The 14,479-nt window shown below is 65.8% G+C and carries 12 protein-coding genes; 10 read left to right on the top strand and 2 right to left on the bottom strand.

The features are described 5' to 3' along the window. The first annotated feature begins 20 nt into the window (after positions 1 to 20). Positions 21 to 662, top strand: coding sequence for a maleylacetoacetate isomerase (gene maiA, locus AB7P10_RS10380; protein ID WP_428293775.1), 642 nt, complete (start codon positions 21 to 23; stop codon positions 660 to 662). Next, positions 662 to 1,432, top strand: coding sequence for a peptidoglycan editing factor PgeF (pgeF, locus tag AB7P10_RS10375; protein ID WP_428293774.1), 771 nt, complete (start codon positions 662 to 664; stop codon positions 1,430 to 1,432). The genes maiA and pgeF overlap by 1 nt, the downstream gene beginning before the upstream one ends. Here pgeF and AB7P10_RS10370 read toward each other — a convergent pair. Beyond that, complete coding sequence (locus AB7P10_RS10370) at positions 1,352 to 1,654, bottom strand: hypothetical protein (RefSeq protein WP_428293773.1); 303 nt, start codon at positions 1,652 to 1,654, stop codon at positions 1,352 to 1,354. The two genes, pgeF and AB7P10_RS10370, sit on opposite strands and share 81 nt — an antisense overlap. A 128-nt stretch (positions 1,655 to 1,782) precedes the next feature. Between AB7P10_RS10370 and AB7P10_RS10365 the strand changes: the two genes are divergently transcribed. The 4 genes from AB7P10_RS10365 (at position 1,783) to dusA (ending at position 6,742) form a co-directional block, all read left to right on the top strand. Continuing rightward, positions 1,783 to 3,624 carry a PHA/PHB synthase family protein gene (locus AB7P10_RS10365; protein WP_428293772.1) on the top strand — a complete coding sequence of 614 codons (1,842 nt, stop codon included), beginning with the start codon at positions 1,783 to 1,785 and terminating at the stop codon, positions 3,622 to 3,624. 31 nt (positions 3,625 to 3,655) lie between these two features. Continuing rightward, positions 3,656 to 4,834 carry an acetyl-CoA C-acetyltransferase gene (locus AB7P10_RS10360; RefSeq protein ID WP_428293771.1) on the top strand — a complete coding sequence of 393 codons (1,179 nt, stop codon included), beginning with the start codon at positions 3,656 to 3,658 and terminating at the stop codon, positions 4,832 to 4,834. 84 nt (positions 4,835 to 4,918) lie between these two features. After that, positions 4,919 to 5,656 (top strand): acetoacetyl-CoA reductase, encoded by a 738-nt coding sequence (phbB, locus tag AB7P10_RS10355; RefSeq protein WP_428293770.1) that lies wholly within the window; start codon positions 4,919 to 4,921, stop codon positions 5,654 to 5,656. 81 nt (positions 5,657 to 5,737) lie between these two features. Beyond that, a complete protein-coding gene (gene dusA, locus AB7P10_RS10350; protein WP_428293769.1) occupies positions 5,738 to 6,742 on the top strand; it encodes a tRNA dihydrouridine(20/20a) synthase DusA in 1,005 nt (334 codons plus the stop codon). Positions 6,743 to 6,860: 118 nt separating this feature from the next. On the opposite strand, the gene AB7P10_RS10345 is transcribed toward dusA, so the two are convergent. Next, entirely contained in the window at positions 6,861 to 7,496 is a 636-nt protein-coding gene (locus AB7P10_RS10345) for a GntR family transcriptional regulator (RefSeq protein ID WP_428293768.1), read from the bottom strand. Between the two features lie 130 nt (positions 7,497 to 7,626). Here AB7P10_RS10345 and scpA point away from each other — a divergent pair, with 130 nt between their 5' ends. From scpA to AB7P10_RS10325, 4 genes are read left to right on the top strand one after another with little or no spacing between them, the layout of a single operon-like run. Next, on the top strand, positions 7,627 to 9,783 hold the full coding sequence (gene scpA, locus AB7P10_RS10340) for a methylmalonyl-CoA mutase (protein WP_428293767.1): 2,157 nt from the start codon (positions 7,627 to 7,629) through the stop codon (positions 9,781 to 9,783). Next, positions 9,780 to 10,784, top strand: a complete 1,005-nt coding sequence (gene meaB / locus AB7P10_RS10335; protein ID WP_428293766.1) for a methylmalonyl Co-A mutase-associated GTPase MeaB — start codon at positions 9,780 to 9,782, stop codon at positions 10,782 to 10,784. The genes scpA and meaB overlap by 4 nt, the downstream gene beginning before the upstream one ends. Positions 10,785 to 10,812: 28 nt before the next feature. Continuing rightward, on the top strand, positions 10,813 to 12,345 hold the full coding sequence (locus tag AB7P10_RS10330) for an acyl-CoA carboxylase subunit beta (protein WP_428293765.1): 1,533 nt from the start codon (positions 10,813 to 10,815) through the stop codon (positions 12,343 to 12,345). Positions 12,346 to 12,365: 20 nt separating this feature from the next. Beyond that, on the top strand, positions 12,366 to 14,414 hold the full coding sequence (locus AB7P10_RS10325) for an acetyl-CoA carboxylase biotin carboxylase subunit (protein ID WP_428293764.1): 2,049 nt from the start codon (positions 12,366 to 12,368) through the stop codon (positions 14,412 to 14,414). Positions 14,415 to 14,479 lie beyond the last annotated feature (65 nt).

Raw genomic sequence — 14,479 nt, 5'->3', positions numbered from 1 at the left:
GCCGGTTTATGCTTGACCCCATGAAGCTCCACAACTATTTCCGCTCCTCGGCCTCGTTCCGCGTGCGCATTGCGCTGGCGCTCAAAGGCATGGCCTACGACTACGTGCCTGTGCACATTGCGCGTGGTGATCACAAGCTGCCGGCCTTCACCGACATGGCCGTCGAGGGCCTGGTGCCGCTGCTCGAACTCGACGACGGCACGCGCCTGACCCAGTCGATGGCGATCATCGAGTACCTCGACGAGGTGCAGCCCGCGCCCGCGCTGCTGCCCGGCGGCGCGCTGGCGCGTGCGCGCGTTCGCGCCCTGTCGCAGATCGTGTCCTGCGAGATCCACCCCATCAACAACCTGCGCGTGCTCAAGTACCTGGTGCGCGAACTCAAGGTTGAGGAGGAGGCCAAGAACACCTGGTACCGCCACTGGGTGCGCATCGGCCTGGAGGCGTTCGAGCGCCAGCTCGCGCAACAGCCCGCGTCGACCTACTGTTGTGGCGAAACGCCCACCATGGCCGACTGTTGCCTGGTGCCACAGATCTTCAATGGTCAGCGCTTCAACACCGATTTCAGCGGCCTGCCGCGCACCATGGCCGCCTTCGAGGCCTGCATGGCCTTGCCGGCGTTCCAGCAGGCGCAACCCTCGGCCTGCCCCGACGCGGAAGCCTGATGCTGCTGGCCGCCGACGGCATCGTCCCGGACTGGCCCGCGCCGCCGGGCGTGCGCGCGGTGTTCACCACCCGCACTGGCGGTGTGTCGGTGGCGCCCTTCGACAGCTTCAACCTGGGTGACCATGTGCGCGACGAGCCGCTGGCCGTGGCGGGCAACCGCGAGCGCCTGGCCGCCTTCACGGCGCCCGCGCGCCCGGTGTTCCTGCGGCAGGTGCATGGCACGCAGGTCGTGCGGCTGGCGCCCGACACCCCCGATGGCACCGAGGCCGACGGCTGCGTGGTGCAGGGGCCTGGCCTGGCCGCGACCATCATGGTGGCCGACTGCCTGCCGGTGCTGTTCGCGCATGCATCCGGTACGGCGGTGGCGGCGGCCCATGCCGGCTGGCGGGGCCTGGCCGCTGGCGTGATCGAAGCCACCGCCAGCGCCTTGCGCGATGCAGCGGGTGAAGGCGAGGTCATGGCCTGGCTAGGTCCCTGCATCGGGCCACGCGCCTTCGAGGTCGGGGCCGAGGTGTGCGAGGCATTCGTCGCGGACGACCACGGCGCCGCACCGCATTTCTGGCCGCTGGGCAAAGGCAAATTTCTGGCCGATCTGCCCGCGCTGGCACGGCGCCGGCTTCGGGCTGCGGGCATCGACGACGTGCACGGCAACGACGGCAGTGCCGCGTGGTGCACTGTCACACAGCGCTTACGGTTCTTTTCGCACCGGCGCGATGCGCTCATCCTCGGCAGCACCGGCCGCATGGCCGCTTGCGCCTGGATCGGCTGAGGCCTGGGCGGCCTTCTGCGCCTGCAGTTCGGCGGCTTCACGCGCCTGGATGGCTTTGCGCCGTTGCGGCGTGCGCATCAGGTAAACCACCAGTGCCACCGGCAGCAATCCGTAAAGAAAAAAGGTCACAATGGCTCCAAGCACCGAGCCTGTGGTGTTGGTTGCTTCGGCCACCGACATCATGAGCACCACGTACATCCAACCAATCACCACCAGATACACGACATTCCTTGCAACCCGGGAAAACGCATGCGCGCGCCCAGGAGACCGCGCTGCCAAGACGGGGAGGGCCGGATTCCCTCCCCTGAGATACCCAGTTTAAGGCGCAGGCCGCACCTCAGGAGACCAGCATGACATCGGGAAAGACCCCCCCAAACGAATGGCTGGACACCGCGCAACAGCTCCAGCAGAACCTCATCGAGCAATGGACCCGGATGGCCCAGGCCTTTCCCGGCGCGGCGGCACAGCCCGCGGCGAGCGACCCCTTCGCTGCCTTCAAAGCCTTCATGCCGCAGTCCGGCGCCGCGAATCCGTTCGGCATGCCCATGCCCGGTGGCACCGCGGCCTTTCCCGGCCTGCCTGCCGTGGGGGAATTGTTCAACCAGTCCGGCAACGGCCAGCCGGTGAACTTCGATCCGGCGCAGTTGCTGGAAATCCAGAACAACTACCTGAAGGAGATCGCAGGCCTGTGGAACCAGGGGCCGAATGTGAAACCCGGGGGCGACCGCCGTTTTTCCTCGGACGCCTGGGCCAGCAACCCCGTGGCGGCCTTTGCGGCCGCGGCCTACTTGCTCAACGCGCGCACCCTCATGTCGCTGGCGGACGCGGTACAGGGCGACGCCAAGACCCGTTCGCGCGTGCGCTTCGCGGTGCAGCAGTGGATCGACGCGAGCTCCCCGAGCAACTTCCTGGCCTTCAATGCCGAAGCGCAGCAAAAGGCCATCGACACCCAGGGCGAGAGCATCGCCAAGGGCGTGGCCAACCTGTTGCACGACATCAAGCAGGGTCATGTGTCGATGACCGACGAGAGCGTGTTCGAGGTGGGCAGGAACGTGGCCACGACCGAAGGTGCTGTGGTGTTCGAGAACGAGCTGTTCCAGCTGATCGAGTACAAGCCGCTCACCGCCAAGGTGTACGAGCGCCCCTTTCTGCTGGTGCCGCCCTGCATCAACAAGTTCTACATCCTTGACCTGCAGCCCGAGAACTCGCTGATCCGCTACTGCTTGGAGCAGGGCCACCGCACCTTCGTGGTGAGCTGGCGCAACCCCGATGAATCGCTGGCGAACAAGACCTGGGACGAGTACATCGAGGACGCGGTGATCAAGGCGATCGCGGTCACGCAGGACATCACGGGCGCCGAAACCATCAACGCGCTGGGCTTCTGCGTCGGTGGCACCATGCTGGGCACCGCGCTGGCGGTGCTGGCCGCGCGCGGCGAGGAGCCTGTGCACAGCGCCACGCTGCTGACCACGCTGCTCGACTTCAGCGACACCGGTATCCTGGATGTGTTCATCGACGAGAACTTCGTCAAGTACCGCGAGATGCAGTTTGCCCGGGGGGGGCTGATGCCCGGGCGCGATCTGGCAACCACCTTCAGCTTCCTGCGCCCGAACGACCTGGTGTGGAACTACGTGGTGGGCAACTACCTCAAGGGCGAGACCCCGCCGCCGTTCGACCTGCTGTACTGGAATTCCGACAGCACCAACCTGCCAGGCCCCTACTACGCCTGGTACCTGCGCCAGATGTACCTGGAGAACAACCTGATCAAACCAGGCAAGGTGACTGTATGCGGCGAGAAGATCGACTTCCGCAAGGTGAAGCTGCCGGTCTACATCTACGGATCGCGCGAGGATCACATCGTCCCCATTGGCGGTGCCTACGGCAGCACGCAGATCTTCCCCGGCAAGAAACGCTTCGTCATGGGCGCTTCGGGCCACATCGCCGGCGTGATCAACCCCGCGAGCAAGGGCAAGCGCAGCCACTGGATCGGCCCGGCCGGCAAGTTCCCTGCCGACGTGAAGGACTGGATCGCCAGCGCCACCGAACACCCCGGCAGCTGGTGGACCGACTGGTCCGCCTGGCTCAAGCCGCTGGCGGGCAAGCAGATTGCCGCGCCCAAGACGTATGGCAGGGGCAAGACCTATGGCGCGATCGAGCCAGCACCCGGTCGCTACGTCAAGGCCAAGGCCTGAACGCATTTTTTTGAACCCAAGGAGACCCGAGATGGAAGACATCGTCATCGTTGCAGCCGCCCGTACCGCTGTGGGCAAGTTCGGCGGCTCGCTCGCCAAGACGCCCGCCACCGAGCTGGGCAGCATCGTCATCAAGGAGCTGCTGGCGCGCAGCGGCCTGCCGGCCGACGCCATCGGCGAGGTGATCATGGGCCAGGTGCTGGCCGCGGGCGTGGGCCAGAACCCGGCGCGCCAGGCCATGATGAAGGCCGGCCTGGCCAAGGAAACGCCGGCGCTCACCATCAACGCCGTGTGTGGCTCGGGCCTCAAGGCTGTGATGCTGGCCGCGCAGGCGATTGCCTGGGGCGACAGCGAGATCGTGATCGCTGGTGGGCAGGAGAACATGAGCGCTGCACCGCACGTGCTCAACGGCAGCCGCGATGGCCAGCGCATGGGCGACTGGAAGATGACCGACACCATGATCGTCGACGGCCTGTGGGACGTCTACAACCAGTACCACATGGGCATCACCGCCGAAAACGTGGCCAAGGAGCATGGCATCAGCCGCGACGCGCAGGACGCGCTCGCCCTGGGCAGCCAGCAGAAGGCCAGTGCCGCCCAGGACGCGGGCAAGTTCAAGGACGAGATCGTGGGCGTGAGCATCCCGCAGCGCAAGGGTGACCCCGTGGTGTTCGATGCCGACGAATTCATCAACAAGAAGACCAGTGCCGAAGCACTGGCCGGCCTGCGCCCGGCCTTCGACAAGGCCGGTTCGGTCACGGCCGGCAACGCCTCGGGCATCAACGATGGCGCCGCCGGTGTGGTCGTGATGACCGCGAAGAAGGCCGCCTCGCTCGGGCTCACGCCGCTGGCGCGCATCGCCGCCTTCGGCACCAGTGGCCTGGACCCGGCCACCATGGGCATGGGCCCGGTGCCCGCGTCCAGGAAGGCGCTGGCGCGCGCGGGCTGGAAGGCCAGCGACGTGGACCTGTTCGAACTCAACGAAGCCTTCGCGGCCCAGGCCTGCGCGGTCAACAAGGCGCTGGACATCGACCCGGCCAAGGTCAACGTCAATGGCGGCGCGATCGCCATCGGGCACCCGATCGGTGCATCCGGATGCCGCATTCTGGTCACGTTGCTGCACGAGATGCAGCGCAGCGGCGCGAAGAAGGGCCTGGCGGCCCTGTGCATCGGCGGCGGCATGGGGGTTTCCCTCGCGGTCGAACGCTGAATTCACGGTTAAATCAAAACGGATTGCCGGAGGGGAGGGCCTTCCGGCCGCCACATCGCCCAAGAGGCACAAGGAGCACAAGAAATGAGCAAGAAAGTCGCTTACGTCACCGGCGGCATGGGTGGCATCGGCACGGCCATCTGCCAGCGGCTGCACAAGGAAGGTTTCACCGTCATCGCGGGCTGCGGCCCCACGCGGGACTTCAAGAAGTGGCTGGACGAGCAGAAGGCGCAGGGCTACACCTTTCACGCTTCAGTCGGCAATGTCGGTGACTGGGACTCCACCGTGGAGGCCTTCACCAAGACCAAGGCCGAGCACGGCACGATCGACGTGCTGGTGAACAACGCCGGCATCACGCGCGACCGCATGTTCCTGAAGATGTCGCGCGAAGACTGGGACGCGGTCATCGAGACCAACCTGAACTCCATGTTCAACGTGACCAAGCAGGTCGTGGCCGACATGGTGGAAAAGGGCTGGGGCCGCATCATCAACATCTCGTCGGTCAACGGCGAGAAGGGCCAGGCCGGCCAGACCAACTACTCGGCCGCCAAGGCGGGCATGCACGGCTTCTCGATGGCGCTGGCGCAGGAACTGGCCACCAAGGGCGTGACGGTCAACACCGTGAGCCCCGGCTACATCGGCACCGACATGGTCAAGGCGATCCGCCCCGACGTGCTGGAGAAGATCGTCGCCACGGTGCCGGTCAAGCGCCTGGGCGAGCCCAGCGAAATCGCCTCCATCATCGCCTGGCTCGCCAGCGAGGAGGGTGGCTACGCCACCGGCGCGGACTTCTCCGTCAACGGCGGCCTGCACATGGGGTGAGCGCTCGGGTGCCCCTGGGCACTGTGCCTTCCGGAAACCCGCTGCGGCGGGTTTTTTGTTGGCCGCTGGGATAATCGCGGCATGTCCCAGACTTCACACAGCCTGTCCCCCTGGCGCCTGTCCGTCGCGCCGATGATGGACTGGACCGACCGGCACTGCCGCTACCTGCACCGCCTCCTGTCGAAACACACGCTGCTGTACACCGAGATGGTGACCACCGGCGCGCTCATGCACGGCAGCGTGCAGCGCCACCTGCGCTTCAACGCCGAGGAGCATCCCGTGGCGCTGCAGCTCGGTGGCAGCGATGCCGCCGAACTTGCACAGGCCGCGCGCATGGGCGAGCAATGGGGCTACGACGAGATCAACCTGAATTGCGGCTGCCCGAGCGACCGCGTGCAGCGCGGTGCCTTTGGCGCCTGCCTGATGGCCGAGCCGCAGACCGTGGCCGATGGCGTGAAGGCCATGGTGGACGCGGTGTCGATTCCAGTGACCGTCAAGCACCGCATCGGCATTGACCGGGTGGAGAGCTACGACTTCGTGCGCGACTTCGTCGGTACGGTGAGCGAGGCCGGTTGCAAGGTGTTCATGGTGCACGCGCGCAATGCCTGGCTGGACGGCCTGAGCCCGAAGGAGAACCGCGAGGTGCCGCCGCTGCGCTATGAGCTGGCGCACCGCCTCAAGCAGGACTTTCCCACGCTCACTTTCGCCATCAACGGCGGCTTCACCACCAACGCGCAGATCGCCGAGCAGTTGCAACACGTCGATGGCGTGATGGTGGGTCGCGAGGCCTACCACAACCCCTGGCTGCTGACCACGTGGGACGAGGCGTTCTTCGGCGCCCTGCAGTCGGAGGTCGCGCGCGAAGAGGTGGAAGATCAGATGGTGCGTTACATGGAACGCGCCCACGCAGAAGACGGTTGCCCCTGGTACGCCATTGCCCGCCACATGCTGGGCCTGCGCCATGGCTTGCGCGGTGCGCGGCGCTGGCGCCAGATCTGGAGCGACCACCGCCTCAAGCCACTGCCCCCGCGAGAGGTGTGGGCCATGGCGCAGGCGCACGTGGGTCTGGAAGCAGAAGCCGCCTGAAAATCCAGGGGCATCAAGGGTCCGGCTCCGCCGGCCCGAGATGCCGTCCCCCCTCCCAGCGCCACAGGCGTGCCAGAGAGGGGGAAGCCGCAAAGCGGCGCAGGGGGGAGCCCCTACCTCAAGCCGCCGCTTCCAGGCCGTTCTGGAAGTGTTCCCGCATGCGTTGCACCGTGAGTGCGGGGTCGCGCTGCGCCAGCGCGGCCACGATGGCGCGGTGTTCGGCCAGCGATTCTTCGATGCGCCCGGTCTTGAGCAGCGAGTTGTGGCGGTTGAGCTTCATGACCTTGCGCAGGTCGGCCACCATCTGCTCGCGCCAGCGATTGCGCGCGAGTTCAAGCACGCGCATGTGGAACTGTTCGTTCAACGAGAAGAACCGGTCGCGGTCGTTGACGGCGGCCTCCAGTTCTTGATGCAAGGCCTGCAGCGCGGCGATTTCATCGGCCGTGGCGCGCTCGGCCACCACACCGGCGGCGTCGGCTTCGAGCAGGGCGAGCAGGTGGTAGACGTCGGCCAGGTCCTTCTCGGACACCTCGGTGACGTAGGCGCCGCGGCGCATCTTCATCGTCACCAGCCCCTCGGCGGCCAGCACCTTGAGCGCCTCGCGCAGGGGCGTGCGGCTGATGCCGTATTCCTCGGCGATCTTGAGCTCGTCGATCCAGCTGCCCGGCTCCAGCTCGCGCCGGAAAATGCGCTGGCGCAGGAGTTCGGCCACTTCTTCGTAGAGGGCGCGGGGCGCAAGCGACTGGGCAGACATGGTCGGTATGGGGACAATCCAAGGGAACGGGGACGCGGTCGATTGTAATGCAGGAGGAATATTTTGCATCAATAATTATGAATGATGTAAGATGCCAAGGGTTTCAGAACCCGTCAACCGATTCACTGCCATGAGCCAGAAACAGCCCGAATTCGCCCCTGCCACCCTGGAAGACTGGGCCCGCGCCGCCAGGAAATCCGCGCCCGGCGGCGATGTGTCTGCGCTGGACTGGATCACCCCCGACGGCATCCGGGTCAAGCCGCTTTACACCGCCGAAGACACGGCCGCGCTGCCACACGCCAACACCTTGCCCGGCTTCGAGCCCTTCATCCGGGGCCCGCAGGCCACCATGTACGCCGTGCGGCCGTGGACGATCCGGCAGTACGCGGGCTTCTCCACCGCCGAGGAAAGCAACGCCTTCTACCGCAAGGCCCTGGCCGCGGGCGGGCAGGGCGTGAGCGTGGCCTTCGACCTGGCCACCCACCGCGGCTACGACAGCGACCACCCGCGCGTCACGGGTGACGTGGGCAAGGCCGGCGTGGCCATCGACAGCGTGGAGGACATGAAGATCCTCTTCGACCAGATCCCGCTGGACAAGGTGAGTGTGTCCATGACCATGAACGGCGCGGTGTTGCCGGTGCTGGCGGGCTATGTGGTGGCGGCCGAAGAGCAGGGCGTGGCGCAAGACCAGCTCAGTGGAACGATCCAGAACGACATCCTCAAGGAGTTCATGGTCCGCAACACCTACATCTACCCGCCCGAGCCGTCGATGAAGATCATTGGCGACATCATCGAGTACACGGCGAAGCACATGCCGAAGTTCAACTCGATCAGCATCAGCGGCTATCACATGCAGGAGGCTGGGGCCAATCAGGCGCTGGAACTCGCCTTCACCCTGGCCGACGGCAAGGAGTACGTGAAGACGGCGATTGCCAAGGGCATGGACGTGGACGACTTCGCTGGCCGCCTGAGCTTCTTCTGGGCGATCGGCATGAACTTCTACCTGGAGATCGCCAAGATGCGGGCCGCTCGCGCCTTGTGGTGCCGCATCATGAAGGGCTTCGACGCGAAGAAACCCAAGAGCCTGATGCTGCGCACGCACTGCCAGACGTCGGGCTGGTCGCTCACCGAGCAGGACCCCTACAACAATGTGGTGCGCACCGCCATCGAGGCCATGGCGGCGGTGTTCGGTGGCACGCAGTCGCTGCACACCAACAGCTTCGACGAAGCCATTGCGCTGCCCACCGAGTTCAGCGCCCGCATCGCGCGCAACACGCAACTGATCATCCAGGAAGAGACCCACATCACGAATGTGGTGGACCCCTGGGCGGGCAGTTACATGATGGAGAGTCTCACGCAGGAAATGGCCGACAAGGCCTGGGCGATCATTGAAGAGGTCGAAGCCATGGGCGGCATGACCAAGGCCGTGGACAGCGGCTGGGCCAAGCTCAAGATCGAGGCCGCCGCAGCCGAGAAGCAGGCGCGCATCGATTCGGGCAAGGACGTGATCGTCGCTGTTAACAAGTACAGGCTCGCGAGCGAGGACCCCATCGAAGCGCGCGACATCGACAATGTGGCCGTGCGCGAAGGGCAGATCACGCGCCTCAAGCAGATTCGCGCCAGGCGCGATGCGGCGAAAGTGGCCGCGGCGCTGCAGGCGCTCACCGACGCCGCCGACAGCGGCGAGGGCAACCTGCTCGATCTGTCGATCCAGGCCATCCGGCTGCGCGCCACGGTGGGCGAGGTGAGCGATGCGCTGGAAAAGGTTTACGGGCGCCACCGCGCCGATACGCAAAAGGTGACCGGTGTGTACGCTGCTGCCTACGATTCCGCCGAGGGCTGGGAAGCCCTCAAGTCCGAAATCAACGCCTTCGCCGAACAGCAGGGCCGCCGCCCGCGGGTGATGATCAGCAAGCTCGGCCAGGACGGCCACGACCGCGGCGCGAAGGTGGTGGCCACGGCCTTCGCCGACCTCGGCTTCGACGTCGACATGGGTCCGCTGTTCCAGACGCCGGAGGAGTGCGCGCGCCAGGCGATCGAGAACGATGTGCACGCCGTGGGCGTTTCCACCCTGGCTGCTGGCCACAAGACCCTGGTGCCCGCCATCATTGCCGAGCTGAAGAAGCAGGGCGCCGACGACATCATCGTGTTCGTGGGTGGTGTGATTCCGCGGCAGGACTACGAGATGCTGTACGAGGCAGGTGTCAAGGGCATCTATGGCCCGGGGACGCCGATCCCCGCCAGCGCCAAGGATGTGCTGGAGCAGATCAGGAAGGCGCTGGGGTGAAGCCTCCGGTGCTGCTGGAGAGCATCCTGCAGGGCGATGCCGCCGGGCAGCGCCGTGCCATGGCCAAGGCCATCACGCTGCTCGAATCCACGCGCGATGACCACCGGGCGCAAGGCGACGAACTGCTCACCGCCTTGCTGCCCCACACCGGCAAGGCGTTCCGCCTGGGCATCAGCGGCGTGCCGGGCGTGGGCAAGAGCACCTTCATCGAGGCGCTGGGCCTGTACCTGATCGGCAAGGGCCATCGCGTCGCGGTGCTCACGGTCGATCCATCCAGCACGGTCTCGGGTGGCTCCATCCTGGGTGACAAGACGCGCATGGAAAAGCTCTCGGTGCATGAGCAGGCTTATATCCGGCCCAGCCCGAGCAGCGGCACGCTGGGCGGCGTGGCCGAGAAGACGCGCGAGGCCATGCTGGTGTGCGAGGCGGCCGGCTACGACGTCGTGATCGTCGAGACCGTGGGCGTGGGCCAGAGCGAAACCGCGGTCAGCGGCATGACCGACATGTTCGTGCTGATGCAGTTGCCCAATGCGGGCGACGATCTGCAGGCGATCAAGAAGGGCGTGATGGAGCTGGCCGATCTGGTGGTGATCAACAAGGCCGATCTCGACCCCGACGCCGCCACCCGCGCGCGCGCGCAGATCACGTCGTCATTGCGCCTGCTCGGCTTGCAGGGCCATCCCGAACACGCCCACCACAACGAAGCCATATGGCACCCGCAGGTGATCCAGCTCAGTGCGCTGCAGGGCCGTGGCGTGGATGCATTCTGGGCCGAAGTTTCACGGTTCCGGCGACTGCAGACCGACAACGGCCGGCTCGGCGCGCGCCGCCAGCAGCAGGCGCGCGCCTGGATGTGGGAGCGTATCGACGCGGGCCTGAAGCAACGATTCCGATCACATCCCCAGGTGCGCGGCCACCTCGACGGCATCACGCAGCAGGTGCTTGCGGGTGCGTTGCCCGCTTCCACCGCAGCGCGCCGCCTGCTCGACCTTTTCGACTGAATTCACTTCCTTTCTGGAGCACACAACCATGCAGGACATCCTGGAACAACTGGAGAAGAAGCGCGCCGCTGCCCGCCTGGGTGGGGGCGAGAAGCGCATTGCCGCGCAGCATGGCAAGGGCAAGCTGAGCGCGCGCGAACGGCTGGAGGTGCTGCTGGACGAAGGCACCTTCGAGGAATGGGACATGTTTGTCGAGCACCGCTGCACCGACTTCGGCATGCAGGACAACAAGATTCCGGGCGACGGCGTGGTCACCGGCTACGGCATGATCAACGGCCGCCTGGTGTTCGTCTTCAGCCAGGACTTCACCGTCTTCGGTGGGGCGCTTTCGGAAGCGCATGCCGAAAAGATCTGCAAGGTGATGGACCAGGCCATGAAGGTCGGTGCGCCGGTGATCGGCTTGAACGACTCGGGCGGCGCGCGCATCCAGGAAGGCGTGGCCTCGCTCGGCGGCTATGCCGACGTGTTCCAGCGCAACGTCATGGCCAGCGGCGTGGTGCCGCAGATCAGCATGATCATGGGCCCCAGCGCTGGCGGGGCGGTCTACTCGCCTGCGATGACGGACTTCATCTTCATGGTCAAGGATTCGAGCTACATGTTCGTCACCGGCCCCGAGGTGGTGAAAACCGTGACGCACGAGGAGGTGACGTCCGAGGAGCTGGGCGGCGCCATCACCCACACCACCCGCAGCGGCGTGGCCGACCTCGCGTTCGATAACGACGTCGAAGCACTGCTGATGTTGCGCCGGCTCTACAACTACCTGCCCCTGAGCAACCGGGAAAAAGCGCCGGTGCGGCCCAGCGGCGACCCGATCGACCGCATGGAGCTCAGCCTGGACACGCTCGTGCCCGAGAACCCGAACAAGCCTTACGACATGAAGGAGCTGATCGTCAAGACCGTGGACGACGGCGACTTCTTCGAGCTGCAACCCGAGTACGCGAAGAACATCCTGATCGGTTTTGCCCGCATGGACGGCCAAACGGTTGGCATCGTGGCCAACCAGCCGCTGGTGCTGGCGGGCTGCCTGGACATCAAGAGCAGCATCAAGGCCGCGCGTTTCGTGCGCTTCTGCGATGCCTTCAACATCCCGGTGGTCACCTTTGTCGATGTGCCCGGCTTCATGCCCGGCACCAGCCAGGAGTACGGCGGGATCATCAAGCACGGCGCCAAGCTGCTTTACGCCTATGCGGAGTGCACCGTACCCAAGATCACCGTGATCACGCGCAAGGCCTACGGCGGCGCCTACGACGTGATGAGCTCCAAGCACCTGCGCGGCGACGTGAACTTTGCCTGGCCCAACGCCGAGATCGCCGTGATGGGCGCCAAGGGCGCGGTGGAAATCATCTTCCGCGAGGAGAAGAAGGACCCGGCCAAGCTCGCGCAGCGCGAGGCCGAGTACAAGGCCCGCTTCGCCAACCCCTTCGTGGCTGGCGCGCGCGGCTTCATTGACGACGTGATCCTGCCGCACGAGACGCGCAAGCGCATCTGCCGTTCGCTGGTGATGCTGAAAGACAAGAAGCTGGAGAACCCGTGGCGCAAGCACGGGAACATTCCGCTGTGACGCGCCGAGGAGAAAAGAACATGTTCAAGAAGATCCTGATTGCCAACCGCGGCGAGATTGCCTGCCGCGTGATCGCCACCGCGAAGAAGCTGGGCATCGCCACCGTGGCGGTGTATTCCGATGCCGACAAGGAAGCGCGCCACGTGCAGCTGGCCGACGAGGCGGTGCGCCTGGGTCCACCGCCCTCGCGCGAAAGTTACCTGCTGGGCGATGCCATCATTGCGGCCGCCAAAGACAGGGGGGCGCAGGCCATCCACCCGGGTTACGGCTTCCTGTCCGAGAACGAGGACTTCGCGCGCAAGGTCGAAGAGGCCGGGCTGGTGTTCATCGGCCCCAAGCACTACTCAATCGCTGCCATGGGCGACAAGATCGCCTCCAAGAAGCTCGCCAACGAGGCGAAGGTCAGCACCATTCCGGGCCACAACGAGCCCATCCAGTCCGCCGATGAGGCGGTGGCCATCGCGCAGAAGATCGGCTATCCCGTGATGATCAAGGCCAGCGCAGGCGGCGGCGGCAAAGGCTTGCGCGTGGCCTTCAGCGACAAGGAGTGCCATGAGGGCTTCACGAGTTGCCGCAACGAGGCACGCAACAGCTTCGGCGACGACCGTGTCTTCATGGAGAAGTTTGTCCAGGAGCCGCGCCACATCGAGATCCAGGTGCTGGGCGACGCGCACGGCAACGTGATCTACCTCAACGAGCGCGAGTGCTCCATCCAGCGCCGGCATCAGAAGGTGATTGAGGAAGCGCCGAGCCCTTTCATCAGCGAAGCCACCCGCAAGGCCATGGGCGAGCAGGCCGTGGCCCTGGCCAAAGCCGTGAAGTACCAGAGCGCGGGCACGGTGGAGTTCGTGGTCGGCAAGGACCAGGACTTCTACTTCCTTGAGATGAACACCCGCTTGCAGGTGGAGCATCCGGTCACCGAATGCATCACCGGGCTGGACTTGGTGGAGCTGATGATCCGCGTGGCGGCCGGCGAGAAGTTGCCCCTGAAGCAGGCCGACGTGAAGCGCGAGGGCTGGGCCATCGAGTGCCGCATCAATGCCGAGGACCCGTTCCGCAGCTTCCTGCCCAGCACCGGGCGGCTGGTGCGCTTCACCGCGCCGTCGCAGACCATGTGGCAGGCTGACTCCGACAACCGCCATGGCGTGCGTGTGGACACCGGCGTGCAGGATGGCGGCGAGATTCCGATGTTCTATGACTCGATGATCGCCAAGCTCATCGTGCACGGCACCGATCGCAACGACGCCATCGCCAAGATGCGCGAAGCTCTCAACGGCTTCGTGATCCGTGGCGTGCAGAGCAACATCCCTTTTCAGGCTGCGCTGCTCGCGCATCCGAAGTTTGTCTCCGGTGACTTCAATACCGGCTTCATCGCCGAACACTATGGCCAGGGCTTTCGCGCCGAGGACGTGCCTCACGACGACCCCGATTTTCTGGTGGCGCTCGCCGCCTTCGTGCGCCGCAAGAGCCGCGAGCGTGCGGCCGGTCTTTCCGGGCAGTTGCCCGGCTATGGCGTGAAGGTGGGCCACGACTACACCGTGATCGTGCTTGACAAGGCCGGAGAGCACCGCCAGGCGCCGGTGCACGTGGACGAGATCGTGGGTCAGCTCGGCGCTGCGGTGGTGACGGTGGGCGGCAAGCGCTATGCCATCCAGAGCCCCTCGCGCCTGAATGACGTGGTGATCACCGGCCTGTGCAACGAGAAGCCCTTCACCGCCCAGCTCGAGCGCAGCACGCCGCGCAACCCGCTGGCGCTCGTGGTGCAGCACAACGGCACGCGCATCGAGGCCATGGTGGTGTCGCCCCGCATGGCCGAGTTGCATGCGCTCATGCCATTCAAGCCGCCGGCGGACATGAGCCGGTACGTGCTCTCGCCCATGCCGGGCTTGCTGGTGGACGTGGCGGTGCAGGTGGGCCAGAAGGTGCAGGCGGGCGAGCGCGTGGCGGTGATCGAAGCCATGAAAATGGAGAACGTGCTGTTCGCGGCGGCTGATGGTGTGGTGGCCAAGGTGCTCGCCGGCAAGGGCGAATCGCTGGTGGTCGACCAGCCCATTGTCGAGTTCGAATGAAGGTGTTGCCGGGCGCTCCGGCCGTTGCATCCGCTCACGCGACAAGGTGGCCGTACTCGGTTACC

The sequence above is a fragment of the Hydrogenophaga sp. genome (genome assembly GCF_050182545.1).
GTDB lineage: Bacteria > Pseudomonadota > Gammaproteobacteria > Burkholderiales > Burkholderiaceae_C > Hydrogenophaga.
The sequence above is the reverse complement of the archived record's forward strand: the minus strand, read 5'-3'. Positions and strand labels throughout refer to the sequence as shown.